Origin of the sequence: Methylobacterium sp. WL64 (assembly GCF_008039945.1) — a bacterium.
In the GTDB taxonomy this organism is placed as follows: domain Bacteria; phylum Pseudomonadota; class Alphaproteobacteria; order Rhizobiales; family Beijerinckiaceae; genus Methylobacterium.
Genome location: NZ_VRVA01000033.1, coordinates 1 through 18,717, shown reverse-complemented (window position 1 = coordinate 18,717; position 18,717 = coordinate 1). Strand labels below are relative to the sequence as shown.

Genomic DNA, 18,717 nt, shown 5'->3' with positions numbered 1-18,717 from the left:
CCACCGCGCCTGCGCGCATCTGCGCTGGTCTCATCCCCCACCGAAACGATCGCGCCAGGCCGGCGGCAGGCCCATGACCGACAGCGGCGGTGCGGGCGCCAGCCCAGGCAGGCTATGCGCTGAGAACACGCCGATCGCCACGCTCCGGGCCAGCACCCGCGCGGCGGCGTCGCCCAGGCGGGCGAGATCGGCCACCGGGTCGGCGAGCGGCACGGTGCCGGTCGACACCGCGAAGACGAGGTCGCCGTCGAGGGGTGTATGGACCGGGACCAGGGCGCGGGCGAGGCCGTCCTGCGCGGCCACCGCGAGGCGCCGGCACTGGGCCTTGGTCAGGGCGGCATCGGTGGCGACCACCGCGAGCGTCGTGGCCGAGCCGGGCAGGATCCGGGCCGGGAAGGCGAGGGAATCCGCCGGCACCCGGGCGGGGGAGCCGAGGCCGCCGAACTCGTCGCCCACCTCGAACGGCGCGGCCCAGAAATGCGGCCCACCGCCGATTGTGGCGCGGCCGAAAGCGTTGACCGCCGCCAGCGCGCCGACCGTGAAACCGGTGCCCGGCACCGTCGCCGAGGCCGAGCCGATCCCGCCCTTCAGGTTTCCGGTGCGCGCGCCCGTGCCGGCCCCCACGGAGCCCAGGGCGAAGTCGTCCGACGCGGCAGCGGCCGCCAGGAAACCCAGCTCGCGATAGGGCGGGTAGCGGCCCCAATCCTTGTCGCCGCCGTTGAGCAGGTCGAACAGGACCGCCCCCGGCACGATCGGCACCTGCAGCGGGCCGACCGGAAAGCCGCGTCCGGCCTCGGCGAGCCACGCGGTCACGCCCGCGCCCGCGTCGAGCCCGAAGACCGAGCCGCCCGAGAGGACCAGGGCGTCGATCCGCTCCACCGTGCGCTCGGGATCGAGCAGGTCGGTCTCGCGGGTGCCGGGGCCGCCGCCGCGCACGTCCACGGAGGCGATGACGGGCGCGTCGAACAGGATCGCGGTGACCCCGCTGGCGACCGTCGGGTCGCCGGCGTGGCCGACCCGCAGGCCCGGAATGTCTGTGATGCGGTTGCGCAGCATGGCGCGAGCTTGCCATGCCCGGCGATCGGGACAAATCCCCGCCTGCGCCGTCGGGGCCCGGCCCGGGTCGGCACGGCGGCAACGAGGAGCGCGGCATGGACGTCGGATTCATCGGATTGGGGCGGATGGGCCGCGGCATGGCCGCCAACCTCGCGCGGGCGGGCCACCGGGTCCGGGCCTGGAACCGCTCGCCCGAGGGCGCCCGCGGCATCGAGGGCGTGACCCCGGTGGCGAGCGCCGCCGAGGCGTTCGCCGGGGATGCCGTCGTCACCATGCTGGCCGACGACGCGGCCCTCGAGTCGGTGATCGTGGCCGGCGGCCTGCTCGACCAGCCGGAGCGCCCCGGCGTGCATATCGGCATGAGCACGATCTCGGTGGCGCTCGCCCGGCAGCTCGCCGCAATCCACGAGCGGGCGGGCGTTCCTTACGTCTCCGCACCGGTCTTCGGGCGGCCGGACGTGGCCGAGGCCGCCAAGCTCAACATCGTGGCGGCCGGCGCGGCGACCCGCTCGAGCGCGCCGCGCCGCTGCTCGACGCCATGGGCGCCAAGACCTGGCCCTTCGGCGACGAACCGTCACGGGCCAACGCGGTCAAGCTCGCGGGCAACTTCATGCTGATCTCGGCGATCGAGGCCATGGGCGAGGCCTGCGCGCTGACCGAAGGCCACGGGGTCGCGGGCGCCGACTTCCTCGACCTGATGACCAATACGCTGTTCGCTTCGCCGGTCTACAAGGGCTACGGCGCCTCGATCGCCCAGAACCGCTACGAGCCGCCGGGCTTCGGATTGAGGCTCGGCGCCAAGGACGTGCGGCTGGCGCTCCAGGCGGCGGAGGGCGCGGGCGTGCCGATGCCGTTCGCCAGCGTCCTGCGCGACGGGTTGATCGAGGCGATCAGCTACGGCGACGGCGAGAAGGACCTGGCCGCCCTGGCGCGGGTCTCGGCCCGGCGCGCCGGACGGGGCTGAGGCGCCCCCGGCGTCAGAGCCCGAAGCGGGCGAAGGCCGCGCGTTCCTCCAACGCGGCCACCGCCTCCTCGGCGATGCCGCCCGGGGCCCCGCCCCGGCGCAGCAGGCGGGACAGGAACCCGCCCCGGGCCTCGGCCACGAGCCGCAGGTCGACCGTGTCGCCGAAGCGCGCCCGCATGGTCGAGCGGATATCGCCCAGCGCGTCGACCAGCCCGAGGCCGACCGCCTGACGCCCGGTCCAGACCGCGCCGGTGAACAGGTTTTCCGACGTCGACAGGTTCGGGCGCCGGCTCGTGACGAGGCCGGTGAACAGGTCCTGGATGTCGGCCTGGAGACGCTTCAGACGCGCGACATCGGCGGGGTCCTCCGGGCGGAACGGGTCGAGCATCGACTTGGCTTCGCCCTGGGTGTGCACCCGACGCTCGATGCCGATCTTCTCCAGGAGACCCTGGAAGCCGAAGCCGGCCGAGACCACCCCGATCGATCCGACGATCGAGGTCGGGTCGGCGACGATCTCGTCGGCCGCGCAGGCGATCATGTAGCCGCCCGACGCCGCCACATCCTCGACGAAGGCCACGACCAAGAGCTTCTTCTCGTCGGCCAGGGCCCGGATGCGGCGGTGGATCAGGTGCGACTGCGCCGGGGCGCCGCCCGGCGAGTTGATCACGATCGCCACCGCCTTGATCCCCGGCATCGTGAAGGCCCGCTCCAGGCTGCCGGCGACGCCGCCGATCGAGAGCCCCGGGCGGATCGGCGAGACCGCCCCGATCGTGCCGGACAGCCGGACCACGGCGACCCGCGGGCGGCGGTCGCGGAAGCGGCGCGGCAGGAAAGCCCGGAGGGCGTCAGGGAGAGCGAACGGCATGGAGGCTCTTCGGGAAAGGCGGGACGCGGAGGTGCTTCCGCCCGAGGTGGGCGTTCCGGCGGCCGGCGCAAGGGAACCGGGACAGCAGGGCCCAACCGTCTGCGCAGTCAGACCGGATCGAACCGTTTGCCCACCTTGGCGGTTCCTGCCGACGGCGCACGGATCGCGCCGGCCCGGATCGGCTGGACGCTCCGGGTCCTCAAACGGGAGAGAGACGATGCGACCCTGGCCTATCCTGGTCCTGCTCGCTGCGCTGATCGGGGGCTTCGCCGACGCCCCGGCGCGCGCGGCGCCCCTGCCGGTCCCGGCGACCGCCGAGGCGGCAGCCCCCGCCCCGACGGTGCAGCTCGCCCGGTGGCATTACCGGCGCCACTGGCACCGGCGCCATCACTGGCGGCGGCACTGGCACCACCGGCGCCATCACTGGCACCGCCGCCACCATTGGCACCGCCATCACTGGCACCGGCGCCCCGTCGCGTACCGCCGGCATTTCGGCCCGCGGCACCCGACGTTCTACTGACGCGTGCAGCGCGCGCCCCGGCCGGATCGGGCCGGGGCGCGGCCTTGTGTCCGGGCCCGGAAAAGCTTATTTAACCACCTGATATTACTGCTGTTCCGCAAGGCCGTCCGGGCGCCCCGCGCGCCATCCGGACGGTCGCCAGCACCGCCCCTCCGGGCCCGATAACGGATACTTCCTTGGCCGAGACCGATCCGACTGGCGCTCCCCCGCCCGCCAGCGACATTCGCCCCGTCTCCATCACCGACGAGATGCGCCGCTCGTACCTCGATTACGCCATGAGCGTGATCGTGAGTCGCGCGCTTCCCGACGCGCGCGACGGCCTGAAGCCGGTACACCGGCGCATCCTCTATTCCGCCTTCGAATCCGGGCACCTGCCGGAGCGGAAATACGTCAAGTCGGCCCGCATCGTGGGCGACGTGATCGGTCTGTACCACCCGCACGGCGACCAATCGATCTACGACGCCTTGGTGCGGATGGCGCAGGATTTCTCCATGCGCCTGATGCTCATCGACGGGCAGGGCAATTTCGGCTCGGTCGACGGCGATCCGCCGGCGGCCATGCGCTACACCGAATCGCGCCTGGCCAAGCCCGCGACCGCGCTGCTCTCCGACATCGACAAGAACACCGTCGACTTCCAGCCGAACTACGACGAATCGCGCGAGGAGCCCAAGGTCCTCCCGGCCCGGTTCCCGAACCTCCTGGCCAACGGCGCCGGCGGCATCGCGGTCGGCATGGCGACCAACATCCCGCCGCACAATCTGGGTGAGCTGATCGACGCCTGCGTGGCGCTGATCGGCGATCCCGGGCTGACCATCGAGCAGCTGACCGAGATCGTTCCCGGGCCGGACTTCCCGACGGGCGGGATGATCCTCGGCCGCGCCGGCACCCGGCAGGCCTACGCCACCGGCCGCGGCTCGGTGATCATGCGCGCCAAGTCGCATGTCGAGGAACTGCGCAAGGAGCGCGAGGCGCTGATCTTCACCGAGATCCCGTATCAGGTGAACAAGGCGACGCTGGTCGAGAAGATCGCCGAGCTGGTGAAGGAGAAGCGGGTCGAGGGCATCTCGGACCTGCGCGACGAATCCGACCGCAGCGGCATGCGCATCGTGGTCGAGATCAAGCGCGACGCCATGGCCGAGGTGGTGCTGAACCAGCTCTACCGGTTCACGCCGCTGCAATCTTCCTTCGGCTGCAACATGGTCGCCCTCAACGGCGGCCGGCCGGAGCTGATGAACCTGAAGGACCTGCTCCAGGCCTTCGTCGACTTCCGCGAGGAGGTCGTCTCCCGGCGCACCAAGTTCCTGCTCGGCAAGGCCCGCGAGCGCGCCCACGTGTTGTGCGGCTTGGCCATCGCGGTCGCCAACATCGACGAGGTCATCCGCCTGATCCGCACCTCGCCGGACCCGAACACCGCCCGCGAGGCCCTGATGGCCCGCGACTGGCCGGCCCACGACATCGCGCCGCTGATCGCGCTCGTGGACGACCCGCGCCACCGGGTCGCCGAGGACGGCACCTATCGCCTGTCCGAGACCCAGGCCCGCGCCATCCTCGACCTGCGCCTGCAGCGCCTCACGGCGCTTGGCCGCGACGAGGTCGGGGACGAGCTGAAGTCGCTCGCCGACGAGATCGCCGACTACCTGGACATCCTGCGCTCACGCGCCCGCATCCAGGCGATCGTGACGGACGAGCTGATCGAGGTCCGGCAGCAATTCGCCACCCCGCGCCGGACCGAGATCGTCGACTTCGATTCGAGCGTCGAGGACGAGGACCTGATCGCCCGCGAGGACATGGTCGTGACCGTGTCCCATGCCGGCTACGTCAAGCGCGTGCCGCTCTCGACCTACCGGGCCCAGCGCCGGGGCGGAAAGGGCCGCTCGGGCATGGCGACCCGCGACGAGGATTTCGTCACCCGCCTGTTCGTGGCCAACACCCACACGCCGGTGCTGTTCTTCTCCAGCCAGGGCCAGGCCTACAAGGAGAAGGTCTGGCGCCTGCCGATGGCCGCTCCGAACGCCCGCGGCAAGGCGCTGGTGAACATCCTGCAGCTGCAGGACACCTCCGAGCGCATCACCACGATCATGCCGCTGCCCGAGGACGAGGCGTCCTGGGAAACCCTCGACGTGATGTTCGCCACCGCGAGCGGCAACGTCCGGCGCAACAAGCTGTCGGACTTCGTCCAGGTGAACCGCAACGGCAAGATCGCCATGAAGCTCGATCCGGGCGATCACATCGTCCATGTCGAGATCTGCCGGCCGGACCAGAACGTGCTGCTGACGACCGCGATGGGGCAGTGCATCCGCTTCCCCGTCGAGGACGTGCGCGTCTTTAAGGGCCGCGACTCGACCGGCGTGCGCGGCATCCTGCTGGCCAAGGACGACCGGGTCATCTCGATGACGATCCTGAACGCCTTCGACGCCAGCGCCGAGGAGCGGACCGGCTACCTGAAGATGCGCCGCGCCGTCACTGGCGAGGTGGAGGAGGGCGCCGAGGTCGAGGCCGAGGACGGCGCGGAGGCCGCCGCGATCTCGCAGGAGCGCTACGCCGAGATGGGCGGGGCAGAGCAATACGTGCTCACCCTGTCCGAACGGGGCTACGGCAAGCGGTCCTCGTCGTTCGAGTACCGGACCTCGGGCCGCGGCGGTAAGGGCATCACGGCCATGCGGGTCAACGACCGCAACGGCAGCCTCGTGGGCTCCTTCCCGGTGGAGGCGACGGACCAGATCATGCTGGTCACCGACCGCGGACAGCTCATCCGGGTGCCGGTGGACGACATCCGCATCGTCGGCCGCGCCTCGCAGGGCGTCACCGTGTTCAACACCGCCAAGGACGAGAAGGTCGTGTCGGTCGAGCACATCGTGGGAGAGGACGAGGGCAGCGCCGAGGCCGGCCTGGAGAGCGGCATCGAGGCTGGTCCGGAGGACGGCACCGAGGACGGCACCGAAGAGGTGTGAGGCTTCGGCCCGCACAGCCCGAGGTTCCGTCGCGCGCAAAAATGCTCTAGGTCGGGCCGCGATGACGCGCACCGCCCTCTATGCCGGCTCGTTCGATCCGGTCACGAACGGCCATCTCGACGTGGTCCGCCAAGCCTGCCGGCTGGTGGACCGCCTCGTGATCGCCATCGGCGTCCATCCCGGCAAGGCGCCGCTGTTCTCCGCGGAGGAGCGCGCCGCCCTGCTCGCCGAGACCTGCGGGCCGGTGGCCCAGGCCGAGGGCGCGACGCTGGAGATCGCGACGTTCGCCGACCTCGCGGTGTCGGCGGCCCGGCGTTGCGGGGCGTCGATCTTCATACGCGGCCTGCGCGATGGCACGGATCTCGACTACGAGATGCAGCTCGCGGGCATGAACGGCGCCATGGCGCCAGAGGTGCAGACCGTGTTCCTGCCCGCCTCGACGCAGGCGCGCCCGATCACCGCGACGCTGGTGCGCCAGATCGCCGGCATGGGTGGGGATGTCTCGCCCTTCGTGCCGGCGGCCGTCGCCGACCGCCTCCGGCAGCGTTTCGCCACCACAGCCTGATCCTCTGACCTTTCTGGAAGGAATCCGATGAATCGCCGCCACGCCCTCCTCGCGCTCGCCCTGACGCTCGGCTCCGTCCCGGCCGCCCGGGCCGCCGACGCCAACACGGTCTTTCTCGACACCAAGGATGGGCGCATCACCATCGCGTTGCGGCCGGACCTCGCCCCGAAGCACGTGAAGCAGATCAAGACGCTGGTCGGCCAGGGCTTCTACGACGGCCTGAAGTTCCACCGGGTGATCGACGGCTTCATGGCCCAGACCGGCGACCCGAAGGGCAACGGCACCGGCGGCTCCAGCCTGCCGAACATCCCGGGCGAGTTTTCGCAGACGGCCGAGTTCCGCCGCGGCACGGTGGGCATGGCCCGCTCTTCGGATCCGAACTCGGCCAACTCGCAGTTCTTCATCTGCCTCGGCGACGCGCCGTTCCTGAACAAGCAGTACACCGTCGTGGGCAACGTCACGGACGGGCTCGACGTGCTCGACAGGATCAAGAAGGCCGCCCCCGGCGCCCCGGGCGGCGCCGTGCAGGATCCGGACAAGATCGTCCGCATGACCTTGGCCGAGAAGGCCAAGTAGCCCCTCGCCGATGTGGCACCGGCTGGCCCTCCTCGGCGCGCTCGCCCTCGCCCCGGCGACGGCGCGCGCCTATGATGGCGTCTCAGCCTATGGCGGCTACGCGTACGCGCCCGGCGGCGGTTATCCGCTGAGCCTGCCGCAGACCCTGCGCGGCACCGTCGCGGTACCGCTCGCGCATCGGCCGGCCCGGGCGGCCGATACCCTGGCCGAACTCTACCCGGTGCTGGCGGCCTGCTGGCAGCCGCCGGCAGGGCTGGGGCGGCCCGACGGCGGGGCAGCCGATATCGAGATCACCGCGCGGCTGTCGCTCCGGCGCGACGGCAGCCTGATCGGCCGCCCGCGCATCACCTACGCTGCGGGTTTCCAGACCGGCCGGCGCCGCAGCCTGGTGCGGGCGACCCTGGACGCGCTCACCGGGTGCATGCCGGCGCGGATCACCCCGGGCCTCGGCCGGGCGATCGCGGGGCGGCCCGTAGCCCTGCGGTTCGTCTACCGCCCGCCGGCCTGACCGTTTCGCCGCGCTCGCCGGATCGGGTGGGCGCCGCTACATTCTCACCAACAGGAAGGACCTACCATGGCCGACACCGAAAACCTCATCCTCGAGACCACCAAGGGCCGCGTCGTGATCGGGCTGCGCCCCGACCTCGCCCCGGGCCATGTCGAGCGGATCAAGACGCTGGCCGCCCAGGGCTTCTACGACGGCGTGCCGTTCCACCGGGTCATCGACGGCTTCATGGCCCAGACCGGCGATCCGACCGGCACCGGCTCGGGCGGCTCCGAGCTGCCGGACCTGAAGGCCGAGTTCAACGCCGAGCCGCACGTACGCGGCACCTGCTCGATGGCCCGCACCAACTTCCCGCACTCGGCGAACTCGCAGTTCTTCATCTGCTTCGACGACGCGCGCTTCCTCGACAAGCAGTACACGGTGTGGGGCAAGGTCGTGGACGGCATGGACGTGGTCGACACGATCAACAAGGGCGAGCCGCCGCGCTCCCCGGACAAGATCGTGAAGGCGACGGTCGGCGAAGCGGCCTGAAACGACCGGACGTGTCCGCCCGCCCGGGCGGACACGTCCGCGTACCGATGGGACGATTGTCCCTTGGCAGGACGCGCGCGGCCTGTGAGGTTGCCGCGCCATGCAAACCGCCACGCTTCCGCTTCGGGACCTCTGCCTCGCCGTCGCGGTGGTCGCCGTCTGGGGTACCAACTTCGTGGTGATCCGGATCGGGCTCGACCACCTGCCGCCGCTGCTGTTCGCGGCGCTGCGCTTCACGCTGGCGGCGTGCCCCGGCGTGTTCCTCATGCCCCGGCCCAACGTCGCCTGGCGCAATCTCGCCGCCTACGGGCTGCTGATCGGGGCCGGGCAGTTCGGGCTCTTGTTCATCGCCATGCGCGGCCACATCACCCCCGGCCTCGCGTCGCTGGTGATCCAGGTCCAAGTGTTCTTCACGATCGGATTGTCGATCCGGCTCACCGGCGAGCGGGTCCTTGGCTACCAATGGGCCGCCCTGGCACTGGCGGCGGCCGGCATCGGCGTGATCGCGCTGCATGCCGACGGGGCCACGACGCCCTTTGGCCTCGGCCTCATCGTCCTCGCGGCGGCGAGCTGGGCCGGCGGCAACGTCGCGGCGAAGCGCAGCGGCGTCCGCGCGATGCTGCCCTACGTGGTCTGGGCCAGCCTGTTCTCCGCGCCGCCGCTCTTCGCGCTGTCCTTCCTGCTCGAAGGCTGGGATGCGATCCGCGCCGGCCTCCAGAATGCCGATGCGGCGACCTGGGGGGCGGTGATCTGGCAAACCGTGGGCAATACCCTGTTCGGCTACGCCGTCTGGGGATGGCTGCTCTCCCGCCACCCCGCCGCGCGCATCGTCCCGATCGCGCTGCTGGTACCGGTCTTCGGGATGGCCGGATCCGCCGTCTGGCTCGGTGAGACGCTGCCGGGCTGGAAGCTCGGCGCGGCCGGTCTCGTCCTCGGGGGCCTCGCCCTCGGCATCCTCTATCCACGCTGGCAAGCGCGCCGGGCCTGAGGCCGGGCTCAGCCGCGCCCGAGGCCGGCCAGGATCGCGGCCTCGGCAGCCGCCATGTCGTCGGGCGCGTTGAGATTGCAGAACGGATCCAGGGGCTCCGTCGGCCAGGAGACGGTCGCCGCGCCGTGGCGCGCGATGAACGCCCCGACCCGCCGCTCGTCCCGCTCCACCAGGGCGCGGCGCAGATCCGCCCGCAGCCCGACCGGCCAGAGCGCCACCGTGTAATGCGCGCGCGCGCCCGAGGCGGCGAGGGCGATCGGCGCGTCCCGCAGGGCCGGTTCGAGCCGCATGGCGAGATCGTCCGGCAGGAACGGGGCGTCCCCGGGGGCACTCAGCACATGGGTGACGTCCGGGTGCCGCACGGCGGCGAAGTCCAGACCCGCCAGCAGGCCGGCCAAGGGACCCGGGCGCCCCGGCACGGGATCGGGCAGGATCGGCCCCGGAAACCCGGCGAACCGATCCGGGTCGCCGTTGGCGCTCAAGGCCAGACCCGCGCCGCATTGCGGGGCGAGCCTCTCCACGACGCGGTCGAGAAGCGTCCGGCCAACCAGCCGCATCAGCGGCTTGTCGACCCCGCCCATCCGGCGGCCGAGGCCGCCGGCGAGGATCAGGCCCAGGACGTGCGGGCGATCCACCGGGAGACGCTCACTCGATGACGATCCTCGGCGCGGTGCGCCCGGCCGGGGCACCCGAGAGGTTCGCCCACAGGGACGCGGCGATGTCGCGGTAGACCTTGGCGTGGGGGCCGTCCGGATCGGTCGCCACCACGGGCCGGCCGGAATCCGAGGTCTCGCGAATCGTCATGTCGAGCGGCACCTCGCCGAGGAACGGCACGCCGAGGCGCTGCGCCTCGATGCGGGCGCCGCCATGCCCGAAGATGTGTGAGGCGTGGCCGCAATTCGGGCAGACGAAGGTCGCCATGTTCTCGATCACCCCGAGGATCGGGACCGCGACCTTCTTGAACATGGTCACGCCCCGCCGGGCGTCGATCAGCGCCAAGTCCTGGGGCGTCGAGACGATCACGGCGCCCGAGAGCGGAGTCGCCTGGGCCATGGTCAGCTGGGCGTCGCCGGTGCCGGGGGGCATGTCGACGATGAGCACGTCGAGTTCGCCCCACAGCACGTCGCGCAGCATCTGGGTGATGGCCGACTGCACCATCGGCCCGCGCCAGATCATCGCCGTCTCGGGCTCGATCAGGAAGCCGATCGACATGACCTTCAGCCCGTAGCCGACCATCGGCTCCATGGACTTGTTGTCGACGACGGTCGGCTTGCCCGACAGGCCGAACAGCTTCGGCACGGACGGCCCGTAGATGTCGGCATCGAGCAGGCCGACCTTCAATCCCTGGGCCTGCAGGGCCAGCGCGAGGTTGCAGGCGGTGGTGGACTTGCCGACGCCGCCCTTGCCGGAGGCCACCGCCACGATGTGGCGCACGCCCGCGATTTGCGGACCCTGGTTCGGGGGCGCGCCGGGCCGCGGCGGCGCGACCGGCGGCGGCGTCACCGGGCGGGGCGCGGCGTCGCTCTGTGCGGGCATGCCCGGACCGCGCTCCGAGGTCAGGCTCGCGAACACCCCCGAGACGCCCGGCATCTGCAGGATGCGCCCCTCCGCCTGTCGCCGCACCGGCTCGAACCGTTCGGCCTCGCTCGGATCGACCAGGATCGAGAACATCACGCGGTTATTGGGATCGACCACGACCTGGGAGAGCCGGCCGGAGCCGGGCAGGGTGGTGCCGGCGGCATCGACGGTGACGGATTGGAGCGCGCGCAGCACGTCGTCGCGGGTGATCGCCAAATCGTCCTCCACCGGGGGAAAGCAGGTCTCGTTCCCGCTGCATGTAACCAAGCCCGGCGAGAACGCCAGACCCCGCCCTGGCTATCGAGCCCCTCCACTGTCTGCGACGCGTAGCAGTTTTCTCTCGAAATTGCCGGCCACCGGCCGTACATTCCAGGTTGGTACGGAGGTGGCGATGCGCGACGCTCGACGGGCGGAAGGCAGTTCGAAGAACCGACGACGGGCCGATCGGTTGGAGGCCCGCGTGACGGCGGAGCAGAAGGCCCTCGTCGCGCATGCCGCAGCGCTCGAAGGACGCAGCATCACCGACTTCGTCCTCGCGAGCGTCCAGGATGCCGCCAAACGCGCCATCGCGGAGCATGAGGTAATCCAGCTCAGCGTTCGGGATTCCCGCGCCTTCGTGGAGGCGCTCCTCGCGCCGCGCGAACCCAGTGCGCGGATGCTGGATCGCGTCGCCACTTACCGAACGCTGATCGGTGGCTCCAAGACGTGACCGTCGGCGCAAGACCGATCATCGAGCTGTTCGATGCCGGTCGGCACGAGCGATCCCGCTTCGCGTGCGGCGTCGATGCCCTCGATCGCTATCTCCGCTCGCAGGCCGGTCAGGATGCGCGCCGCCGGGTGGCGGCCCCGTATGTCCTGCTGGAGCCTCCGGAACCCACCATCCTGGGCTTTTATACGCTCGCCAACACCGCGATCCGGGCCACCGAATTGCCGGCGGAATTCGTCAGGAAACTGCCGCGCTACCCCGTCCTGCCGGCGACGTTGCTCGGCCGGCTGGCGGTCGACGCGACACGGCGCGGCAAGGGGTTCGGCACGCTTCTCCTTCTGGATGCGCTGCTGCGCTGCCTCAGGAGCGAGATCGCATCCCTGGCGGTGGTGGTCGACGCGAAGGATGAAGCAGCGGTCTCGTTCTACGAACGCCATGACTTCCTCCGGCTGCCGGATCAGCCCCGCCGTCTCTTCAAGCCGATGGCCGAGATCGAGACGCTGTTTGGCGATTCGTGAGGCGTGCCCGTCGGCCTCACCGCCGCCCTGGTGGAAGCGCAATGAGATTGCATTCCTCCATCGGCCCTCGCATCGCGCTGCCGTCGCCGCGTCGGTAGAATCCGTGGCGGACACGACGGCATCCGAGCGGCCCGCGCAGGCGCTTCACCCGTTCGATATGGACGCTGCCGGCACGGCGCCCCGAAAAATCGTGGCCGCCGATCCGGACACCTGGCCCGAACCGCACCTCGGCGCAGGCCGGCGCGGCCGCCAGCCAGATCGATCCGATGAGCGCCGCCAGGCCCAGGCGAGCCGTCCACCGCCCGTTCGCTACCATCCCGAAACCACCTGAACCAAGCGGGCCTTCGCCCGTTGTCGAGGCGACTTGCGGGCGGGGCCTTCCTGGAGGGGGCTGCCCGCGCGACTCGAACGCCACGTCGGCGACAGTTAAGGAGATCGGTTTCATGCATCAGGGCAACCACCGCGACCACGAGGGCGCGAAGAAGCTGTTCGAGCTGGTCAAGGACGTGAAGATCGCCATGATGACCACCGTCGATGCCGACGGAACGCTCAACAGCCGCCCGATGTGGAACAACGACGCCGACGAGAACGGCGACCTGTGGTTTTTCACCAAGCTGCACTCGCCCAAGACGGCCGAGATCAGCAAGGACAACCAGATCAACCTGGCCTACTCCGACCCGTCGAGCCAGACCTACGTGTCGGTCGCCGGCAAGGCCGAGATCGTGCGCGATCAGGCCAAGATCGACGAGAAGTGGAATGAGAGCCTGAAGACCTGGTTCCCCAACGGCAAGAACGATCCCGAGGTCGCGCTGATCCGCGTCCACCCGGAGAAGGGCGAGTACTGGGACAGCCCTAACAGCACGATGCTGCATCTCTACGGCTACGTGAAGGCCTCGCTCACCGGCGAAAGCCCCAAGACCGAGACCAAGAAGGTCGACCTCGCCTGATCTCGTGTGACTTGGCGATGCGGATGACGGGGCGGCGCGCCAGATCGGCGGGCCGCCCTTCTTCTTGACGTCACGGCTTGCGGCATGCGCTCTGCGCCGGTGGCGCGCGTGAAAGAGTCCGAACGGCATGATTGATCTGGCGAAGCGGGTCTACGATCACAGCTTCCGCATCGACCCGATCGTGCGGTCCTTGCTCGACACCGATTTCTACAAGCTGCTGATGGCGCAGACGATCCTGCGCCGGCATCCGCAGATCGACACCACCTTCGGGATCACCAACCGTACCAAGCGCATCCGCATCGCCGACGAGGTCGATGCCGGGCTGCTGCGCGAGCAGCTCGACCACGCCCGCAGCCTGCGGCTCAGCAAGGGCGAAGTGACCTGGCTGCGCGGCAACGTGTTCCGCGGCCAGGGGCGGATCCTGGGCCCCGAATTCGTCGCGTGGTTCGAGGGCTTCCAGTTGCCGGACTACGAGCTCGCGGTCCATGACGGCCAGTACGAGTTGACCTTCCACGGTCCCTGGATCGAGACCACGATGTGGGAGGTCCCGGCGCTCGCGATCCTCAACGAACTCCGTGCGCGCGCGGTGCTGCGTGGCCTCGGCAAGCTCGACCTGCAGGTGCTCTACGCGCGCGCCATGACCCGGGTCTGGGAGAAGATCCAGCGGCTGCAGCGGTTGCCGGACCTGTCGGTGGCGGATTTCGGCACGCGGCGGCGCCACGGCTTCCTGTGGCAGGATTGGTGCGTTCAGGCGATGGCCGAGGGACTTGGCCCCGCATTCCTGGGCACCTCGAACTGCCTGATCGCGGCGCGGCAGGAGGTCGAGCCCGTGGGCACCAACGCCCATGAATTGCCGATGGTCTACGCGGCGCTCGCCGAGGACGACGCGGCGCTGGCCGCCGCGCCCTACGCGGTGCTGGCCGACTGGCAGGAGGATTACGACGGCAACCTGCGGGTCATCCTGCCCGACACCTACGGCACCACCGGCTTCCTGGCGAACGCCCCGGACTGGGTGAGCGACTGGACCGGGATCCGCATCGATTCGAAGGACCCGATCGCGGGCGGCGAGGAGGTGATCCGGTTCTGGCGAGAGCGCGGCTACGATCCCGCGGACAAACTCGCGATCTTCTCCGACGGCCTCGACATCGACGAGATCGAGCGCATCCACGCCCATTTCCACGGGCGCATGCGCATCGGCTACGGCTGGGGCACCCTGCTCACCAACGATTTCCGCGGCCTCCTGCCGGACGGCAAACTCGATCCGGTCTCGGTGGTCTGCAAGGTCGTGGAGGCGAACGGCCGCCCCACCGTCAAGCTGTCCGACAACCCCACCAAGGCGCAGGGACCGGAAGACGAGATCGCCCGCTACCGCCGGGTGTTTGGGGTCGGCGAGCAGGACGTGCTGCCGGTGCTGGTGTGAGGGACGCCCGGCTTCGCCACCCCGGCCGATGAACCGCACCCTTTCCCGGACGCCGGGCCTGTCAGGGGACGGTGATCCGGGACCCAGCACGCAGAGCGCCGTGCCGCGGCACCGTCGCTGAACCCCACGGACGCTGCGCGTCGTCGTGCGCCGGGTCCCGGGTCACAGTCCGCTCATGCGCCTTGCGCGCAGGGACAGGCGGGGCCTGCGCGCGGATACGAAACGTTCCCCCCTGACGGACCCGAACTTTATTCAGTATCGTGTCGACCAACAGGGCCGCCGTCTGCGGACGCCCCCAAGGGAGAACGCCATGACCTTCAATCGCCGCGCGCTCATCGGCGCCGCAAGCCTCGCCCTGGCGGCGCCGGCCGTGCAAGGGGTGCAGGCCGCCGAGGCCGTCGACCCCGCGAAGAAGCCGGCCGCCAAGGCGCCGCCGCCCGTTACGAAAATCCTCGCGCAGTGGATCCTGGCCTCGTCCTACGACACCCTGCCCGAAACGGTCCGCCGTGAGGGCGTGCGCAGCTTCCTCAACTGGGTCGGCGTGGCGATCGGCGGCTCGCACCACGAGACCGTGGACGTGGCGATCTCGGCGCTGCAGCCGTTCTCGGGGCCGCCGCAGGCCGGGCTGTTCGGCCGGTCGGAGCGGTTCGACATCATGAACGCCGCCTTCCTGAGCGGCGTGGCGAGCCACATCTTCGACTTTGACGACACCCACCTCAAGACGATCATCCATCCGGCCGGGCCGGTCGCGTCGGCGATCCTGGCCTATGCCCAGATGAAGCCGGTCTCGGGCAAGGACTTCCTCGATGCGCTGGTGGTCGGAATCGAGACCGAGTGCCGGATCGGCAACGCGGTCTACCCGAACCACTACGATGCCGGCTGGCACATCACTGGCACCTGCGGGCCGTTCGGCGCCGCTGCGGCAGTCGGCAAGCTGATGGGGCTGACCGAGCAGCAGATGGTCTACGCGCTGGGGCTCGCCGCCTCGCAGCCGGTGGGCCTGCGCGAATCGTTCGGCTCGATGAACAAGAGCTTCAACCCGGGCCGGGCGGCCTCGAACGGCCTGTTCGCGGCGATCCTGGCCGCGAAGGGCTTCACGTCGTCGGACGGCATGATCGAGGCCAAGCGCGGCTGGGCCAACACCATCTCGACAAAGCAGGACTGGTCCGAGATCACCGACGGCCTCGGCACCCGCTACGAGGCCCTGCTCAACACCTACAAGCCGTTCGCCTGCGGGATCGTCATGCACCCGACGATCGATGCCGGCGTGCAGATCCGCGATCAGGACCACGTCCGGCCGGAGGACATCGCCCGGGTCGACCTCAAGGTCCACCCGCTGGTGCTCGAGCTGACCGGCAAGACCGCGCCGAAGACCGGCCTGGAGGGCAAGTTCAGCATCTACCACGCGGCCGCGATCGCCCTCGTGGAGGGCGCGGGCGGCGAGAAGCAGTTCAGCGACAGGGCCGTGAACGACCCGCGCGTCGTGGCTCTGCGCCAGAAGGTGGTGCCGGTGATCACCCCGGGCATCGACGCCGCGCAGGTCGACATGACCGTGACGCTGAACGACGGGCGCAGCTTCCACCGCCGGATCGAGCACGCGATCGGCAGCGTCGAGACGCCGATGTCGGACGCGCAGCTGGAGGCGAAGTTCACCGACCTCGCCGCCGGGATCCTGCCGGACGCCCAGGCCAAGCGGGTGATGCAGATGTGCTGGTCGCTCCCCGAATTGAAGGACGTGGGCGATGTGGCCCGGGCCGGGGTCCAGGGGGCGTAACCGGAGCGCGCGCAACTCTGGGTAACGGATCCGCGAGCCGCGCGGGATCGTTTTCGGACCCCGTGCCGTTCCCATGCCGCGAGGCCCCGCGACCCCGGCGGGCGCCCGCCTGTCGCGTTCGGGGTGTGGATCGCAGCATGGGAACGAGAAGCCCGGTCGGGGCGCAGCCTGAGCGCGCGCTGGTTGCGCCGCGCCCCACGCGCGTCGCCGCGGCCGAGACCCCGCGGTCCGCGATGGCCTCGCCGATCCTGGTCGGGGCCACCATCGTGGCGGTGCTGTATTTCGGCCGCGAGATCTTCATCCCGATCGCGATCGCGCTGCTCCTGTCCTTCGTGCTGACGCCGCTGGTGAACCGCCTGCGGCGCCTGCGCCTGCCGCGGCTGGTGGCGGTGGGCGTGAGCGTGTTTCTGACGCTCGGCATCGTGGCCGCCCTGGCGACGCTGATCGGCATCCAGGCGGCCGACCTCGCCGGCGACATCCCGCGCTACCGCACCACCATCGAGCGCAAGATCGAGGGCCTGCGCGCCTCGCCGGTGGGCCATATCACCGATTACGTCGCCAATATCGGCCGGGCGCTCCATGCCGGCGGCAAGGAGGCGGAGGCGGGCAAGGAGCCCGCGAAGGCGCCGGCCGGTCCGGAGCCCGCGCGCCCCGCCCCGCCGGCCTCCGAGCCGGCGCGGGGATCGGCACTGGACCAGGCCGGGCCCGGCCAAAAGCCCGTCCTGGTCGAGGTGGCCTCGACCCAGCCGGGGCCGCTCGAGACGCTCGGCACCCTGCTGTCGCCGGTGCTGCAGCCGCTGGCCACGGTGGGCATCGTCTTCGTGGTGCTGCTGTTCGTCCTGATGCAGCGCGAGGACCTGCGCGACCGCATGATCCGGCTCGCGGGCTCCAGCGACCTGCACCGCACCACCGGGGCGATCGACGACGCGGCCGGGCGCCTCAGCCGCTACTTCGTGGTGCAGCTCGCCCTCAACACCGCCTTCGGGGTCGTGATCGGGATCGGCCTCTACGTCATCGGCGTGCCGAACCCGGTGCTGTGGGCGATCTTCGCGGCGCTGATGCGGTTCGTGCCCTACATCGGCGCGTTTCTGTCGGCGATCCTCCCGATCACGCTCGCCGCCGCGGTCGATCCCGGCTGGAACATGATGATCGCGGTGACGATCCTGTTCCTCATCCTGGAGCCGCTGACCGGCCAGGTGTTCGAGCCGATCGTCTACGGCCAGTCCACCGGGCTCTCGCCGCTCGCGGTGCTGGTCTCGGCCCTGTTCTGGACCTGGCTGTGGGGGCCCGTGGGCCTGCTGCTGTCGACGCCGCTCACCGTCTGCCTGGTGGTGCTGGGACGGCACGTCGAACATCTCGAATTCCTGGACGTGCTGTTCGGCGACCGGCCGGCGCTCACGCCCGTGCAGAATTTCTACCAGCGCATCCTGGCCGGCGATTCCGAGGAGGTGCTGGGCCATGCCGAGCTGATCCTGCAGCAATGCTCGCTCTCGTCCTACTACGACGAGGTGGTGCTCAAGGCGCTCGAACTCGCCGCCCGCGACGCGGCGCGGGGCGTGCTGACCGCCCAGCAGAAGGGCGCGATGCGCACCGCCCTGGGCGAGCTGATCGCCGACCTGTCCGAGCGCGGCGACGCCACCGCCGAAAGCACGGGGGAGGGTGGCGAGCACGCCTGCAGCCCGATGCCGGTCGGCCCGGCCCCGGATGCGCTGCCGGAAGCCTGGACCCGCGCGGGCGCGGTGCTCTGCATCTCCGGACGCGGCTTCCTCGACGGCGCGGCGGCCGCGATCCTAGCCCAGATCCTGGAGAAGCGCGGGATCGGCGTCCGCACCGTGCCGTTCTCGGACGCCGCCACGGCGCGGATCGGACGGTTCGAGCCGGGCCCGGCCCGGATGGCCTGCGTCGTCTCGCTGGCGCTGAACGGCGAGCCGACGCACCTGCGCCGGCTGGTCGGGCGGCTGCAGGCGCGGATGCCCGGCGTACCGGTCCTGCTCGGCTTGTGGCTGGCCCAGAACGGCCAGTCGGACCGGGTGGCGCGCGTGCCGGACGGCTCCACCGAGGCGTCCGGACAGGTCGCGTCCTTGCGCGAGGCGCTCGAGGCGGTGCTGGCCGCCGTGCAGGCGGATATCGCGGGCACGGCAGCGCCCGCGGCCGGCGCCGAGGCGCGGTTGCCGGAACCCGCGGAGGCGTGAGGCTTGAAGCGGAGGAGCTTGCGGCCAAGGAGCTTGGGGCGAAGGGGCTTGGGGCGAAGGG

At 70.8% G+C, this 18,717-nt stretch carries 18 protein-coding genes and 1 pseudogene; 14 read left to right on the top strand and 5 right to left on the bottom strand.

Going from position 1 to position 18,717, the window contains the following annotated elements; all coding sequences use genetic code 11:
• Positions 1-30: 30 nt before the first annotated feature.
• On the bottom strand, positions 31-1,056 hold the full coding sequence (locus FV242_RS15750) for a P1 family peptidase (RefSeq protein ID WP_147939555.1): 1,026 nt from the start codon (positions 1,054-1,056) through the stop codon (positions 31-33).
• A gap of 95 nt (positions 1,057-1,151) precedes the next feature.
• On the opposite strand from FV242_RS15750, the pseudogene FV242_RS15745 reads away from it, so the two are divergent.
• A pseudogene (locus tag FV242_RS15745) lies at positions 1,152-2,020 on the top strand (NAD(P)-dependent oxidoreductase).
• A 13-nt stretch (positions 2,021-2,033) separates the two neighbouring features.
• Here FV242_RS15745 and FV242_RS15740 read toward each other — a convergent pair.
• On the bottom strand, positions 2,034-2,885 hold the full coding sequence (locus FV242_RS15740; RefSeq protein WP_147939554.1) for a S49 family peptidase: 852 nt from the start codon (positions 2,883-2,885) through the stop codon (positions 2,034-2,036).
• A 217-nt stretch (positions 2,886-3,102) separates the two neighbouring features.
• Between FV242_RS15740 and FV242_RS15735 the strand changes: the two genes are divergently transcribed.
• The 7 genes from FV242_RS15735 (at position 3,103) to FV242_RS15705 (ending at position 9,521) form a co-directional block, all read left to right on the top strand.
• On the top strand, positions 3,103-3,405 hold the full coding sequence (locus tag FV242_RS15735; protein WP_147909654.1) for a hypothetical protein: 303 nt from the start codon (positions 3,103-3,105) through the stop codon (positions 3,403-3,405).
• Between the two features lie 176 nt (positions 3,406-3,581).
• On the top strand, positions 3,582-6,356 hold the full coding sequence (gene gyrA / locus FV242_RS15730) for a DNA gyrase subunit A (RefSeq protein WP_147939553.1): 2,775 nt from the start codon (positions 3,582-3,584) through the stop codon (positions 6,354-6,356).
• A 61-nt stretch (positions 6,357-6,417) separates the two neighbouring features.
• Positions 6,418-6,921 (top strand): pantetheine-phosphate adenylyltransferase, encoded by a 504-nt coding sequence (gene coaD, locus FV242_RS15725; RefSeq protein ID WP_147909652.1) that lies wholly within the window; start codon positions 6,418-6,420, stop codon positions 6,919-6,921.
• Positions 6,922-6,948: 27 nt separating this feature from the next.
• Positions 6,949-7,497, top strand: a complete 549-nt coding sequence (locus FV242_RS15720) for a peptidylprolyl isomerase (protein WP_147909651.1) — start codon at positions 6,949-6,951, stop codon at positions 7,495-7,497.
• Between the two features lie 10 nt (positions 7,498-7,507).
• Positions 7,508-8,005: a hypothetical protein gene (locus FV242_RS15715; RefSeq protein ID WP_147909650.1), complete on the top strand. Its 498-nt coding sequence runs from the start codon at positions 7,508-7,510 to the stop codon at positions 8,003-8,005.
• Between the two features lie 66 nt (positions 8,006-8,071).
• Positions 8,072-8,533, top strand: coding sequence for a peptidylprolyl isomerase (locus tag FV242_RS15710; protein WP_147855449.1), 462 nt, complete (start codon positions 8,072-8,074; stop codon positions 8,531-8,533).
• 100 nt (positions 8,534-8,633) lie between these two features.
• Positions 8,634-9,521 (top strand): EamA family transporter, encoded by an 888-nt coding sequence (locus FV242_RS15705; RefSeq protein WP_147939552.1) that lies wholly within the window; start codon positions 8,634-8,636, stop codon positions 9,519-9,521.
• A gap of 8 nt (positions 9,522-9,529) precedes the next feature.
• Here FV242_RS15705 and mobA read toward each other — a convergent pair whose 3' ends face one another.
• Both mobA and apbC read right to left on the bottom strand, forming a co-directional pair.
• A complete protein-coding gene (mobA, locus tag FV242_RS15700) occupies positions 9,530-10,156 on the bottom strand; it encodes a molybdenum cofactor guanylyltransferase MobA (RefSeq protein ID WP_281407071.1) in 627 nt (208 codons plus the stop codon).
• A gap of 10 nt (positions 10,157-10,166) precedes the next feature.
• The gene (apbC, locus tag FV242_RS15695) at positions 10,167-11,315 is read right to left on the bottom strand and encodes an iron-sulfur cluster carrier protein ApbC (protein ID WP_147939578.1); all 1,149 of its coding nucleotides are present in this window, start codon (positions 11,313-11,315) and stop codon (positions 10,167-10,169) included.
• A gap of 175 nt (positions 11,316-11,490) precedes the next feature.
• On the opposite strand from apbC, the gene FV242_RS15690 reads away from it, so the two are divergent.
• Positions 11,491-11,808 carry a DUF1778 domain-containing protein gene (locus FV242_RS15690; protein ID WP_147939577.1) on the top strand — a complete coding sequence of 106 codons (318 nt, stop codon included), beginning with the start codon at positions 11,491-11,493 and terminating at the stop codon, positions 11,806-11,808.
• Positions 11,805-12,323, top strand: coding sequence for a GNAT family N-acetyltransferase (locus FV242_RS15685; RefSeq protein WP_147939551.1), 519 nt, complete (start codon positions 11,805-11,807; stop codon positions 12,321-12,323). Before FV242_RS15690 ends, FV242_RS15685 begins: the two co-directional genes overlap by 4 nt.
• A gap of 16 nt (positions 12,324-12,339) precedes the next feature.
• On the opposite strand, the gene FV242_RS35510 is transcribed toward FV242_RS15685, so the two are convergent.
• Positions 12,340-12,639 carry a hypothetical protein gene (locus FV242_RS35510; protein WP_147939550.1) on the bottom strand — a complete coding sequence of 100 codons (300 nt, stop codon included), beginning with the start codon at positions 12,637-12,639 and terminating at the stop codon, positions 12,340-12,342.
• A 127-nt stretch (positions 12,640-12,766) separates the two neighbouring features.
• On the opposite strand from FV242_RS35510, the gene FV242_RS15675 reads away from it, so the two are divergent.
• From FV242_RS15675 to FV242_RS15660, 4 genes are all read left to right on the top strand, one after another.
• Positions 12,767-13,270 (top strand): pyridoxamine 5'-phosphate oxidase family protein, encoded by a 504-nt coding sequence (locus tag FV242_RS15675; RefSeq protein ID WP_147856598.1) that lies wholly within the window; start codon positions 12,767-12,769, stop codon positions 13,268-13,270.
• 127 nt (positions 13,271-13,397) lie between these two features.
• Positions 13,398-14,690, top strand: a complete 1,293-nt coding sequence (locus tag FV242_RS15670; RefSeq protein ID WP_147939549.1) for a nicotinate phosphoribosyltransferase — start codon at positions 13,398-13,400, stop codon at positions 14,688-14,690.
• A 310-nt stretch (positions 14,691-15,000) separates the two neighbouring features.
• Complete coding sequence (locus FV242_RS15665; protein ID WP_147939548.1) at positions 15,001-16,464, top strand: MmgE/PrpD family protein; 1,464 nt, start codon at positions 15,001-15,003, stop codon at positions 16,462-16,464.
• 137 nt (positions 16,465-16,601) lie between these two features.
• Positions 16,602-18,656, top strand: coding sequence for an AI-2E family transporter (locus FV242_RS15660; RefSeq protein ID WP_147939547.1), 2,055 nt, complete (start codon positions 16,602-16,604; stop codon positions 18,654-18,656).
• The last annotated feature ends 61 nt before the right edge of the window (positions 18,657-18,717 follow it).

Coding starts and splice junctions, on each gene's coding strand:
- FV242_RS15675 (WP_147856598.1), top strand. CDS start 12,767: ATGCATCAGGGCAACCACCGCGACCACGAGGGCGCGAAGAAGCTGTTC.
- FV242_RS15670 (WP_147939549.1), top strand. CDS start 13,398: ATGATTGATCTGGCGAAGCGGGTCTACGATCACAGCTTCCGCATCGAC.
- FV242_RS15660 (WP_147939547.1), top strand. CDS start 16,602: ATGGGAACGAGAAGCCCGGTCGGGGCGCAGCCTGAGCGCGCGCTGGTT.
- FV242_RS15740 (WP_147939554.1), bottom strand. CDS start 2,885: ATGCCGTTCGCTCTCCCTGACGCCCTCCGGGCTTTCCTGCCGCGCCGC.
- FV242_RS15665 (WP_147939548.1), top strand. CDS start 15,001: ATGACCTTCAATCGCCGCGCGCTCATCGGCGCCGCAAGCCTCGCCCTG.
- FV242_RS15735 (WP_147909654.1), top strand. CDS start 3,103: ATGCGACCCTGGCCTATCCTGGTCCTGCTCGCTGCGCTGATCGGGGGC.
- coaD (WP_147909652.1), top strand. CDS start 6,418: ATGACGCGCACCGCCCTCTATGCCGGCTCGTTCGATCCGGTCACGAAC.
- FV242_RS15715 (WP_147909650.1), top strand. CDS start 7,508: ATGTGGCACCGGCTGGCCCTCCTCGGCGCGCTCGCCCTCGCCCCGGCG.
- FV242_RS15720 (WP_147909651.1), top strand. CDS start 6,949: ATGAATCGCCGCCACGCCCTCCTCGCGCTCGCCCTGACGCTCGGCTCC.
- FV242_RS15705 (WP_147939552.1), top strand. CDS start 8,634: ATGCAAACCGCCACGCTTCCGCTTCGGGACCTCTGCCTCGCCGTCGCG.
- FV242_RS15710 (WP_147855449.1), top strand. CDS start 8,072: ATGGCCGACACCGAAAACCTCATCCTCGAGACCACCAAGGGCCGCGTC.
- FV242_RS15690 (WP_147939577.1), top strand. CDS start 11,491: ATGCGCGACGCTCGACGGGCGGAAGGCAGTTCGAAGAACCGACGACGG.
- FV242_RS15750 (WP_147939555.1), bottom strand. CDS start 1,056: ATGCTGCGCAACCGCATCACAGACATTCCGGGCCTGCGGGTCGGCCAC.
- FV242_RS35510 (WP_147939550.1), bottom strand. CDS start 12,639: ATGGTAGCGAACGGGCGGTGGACGGCTCGCCTGGGCCTGGCGGCGCTC.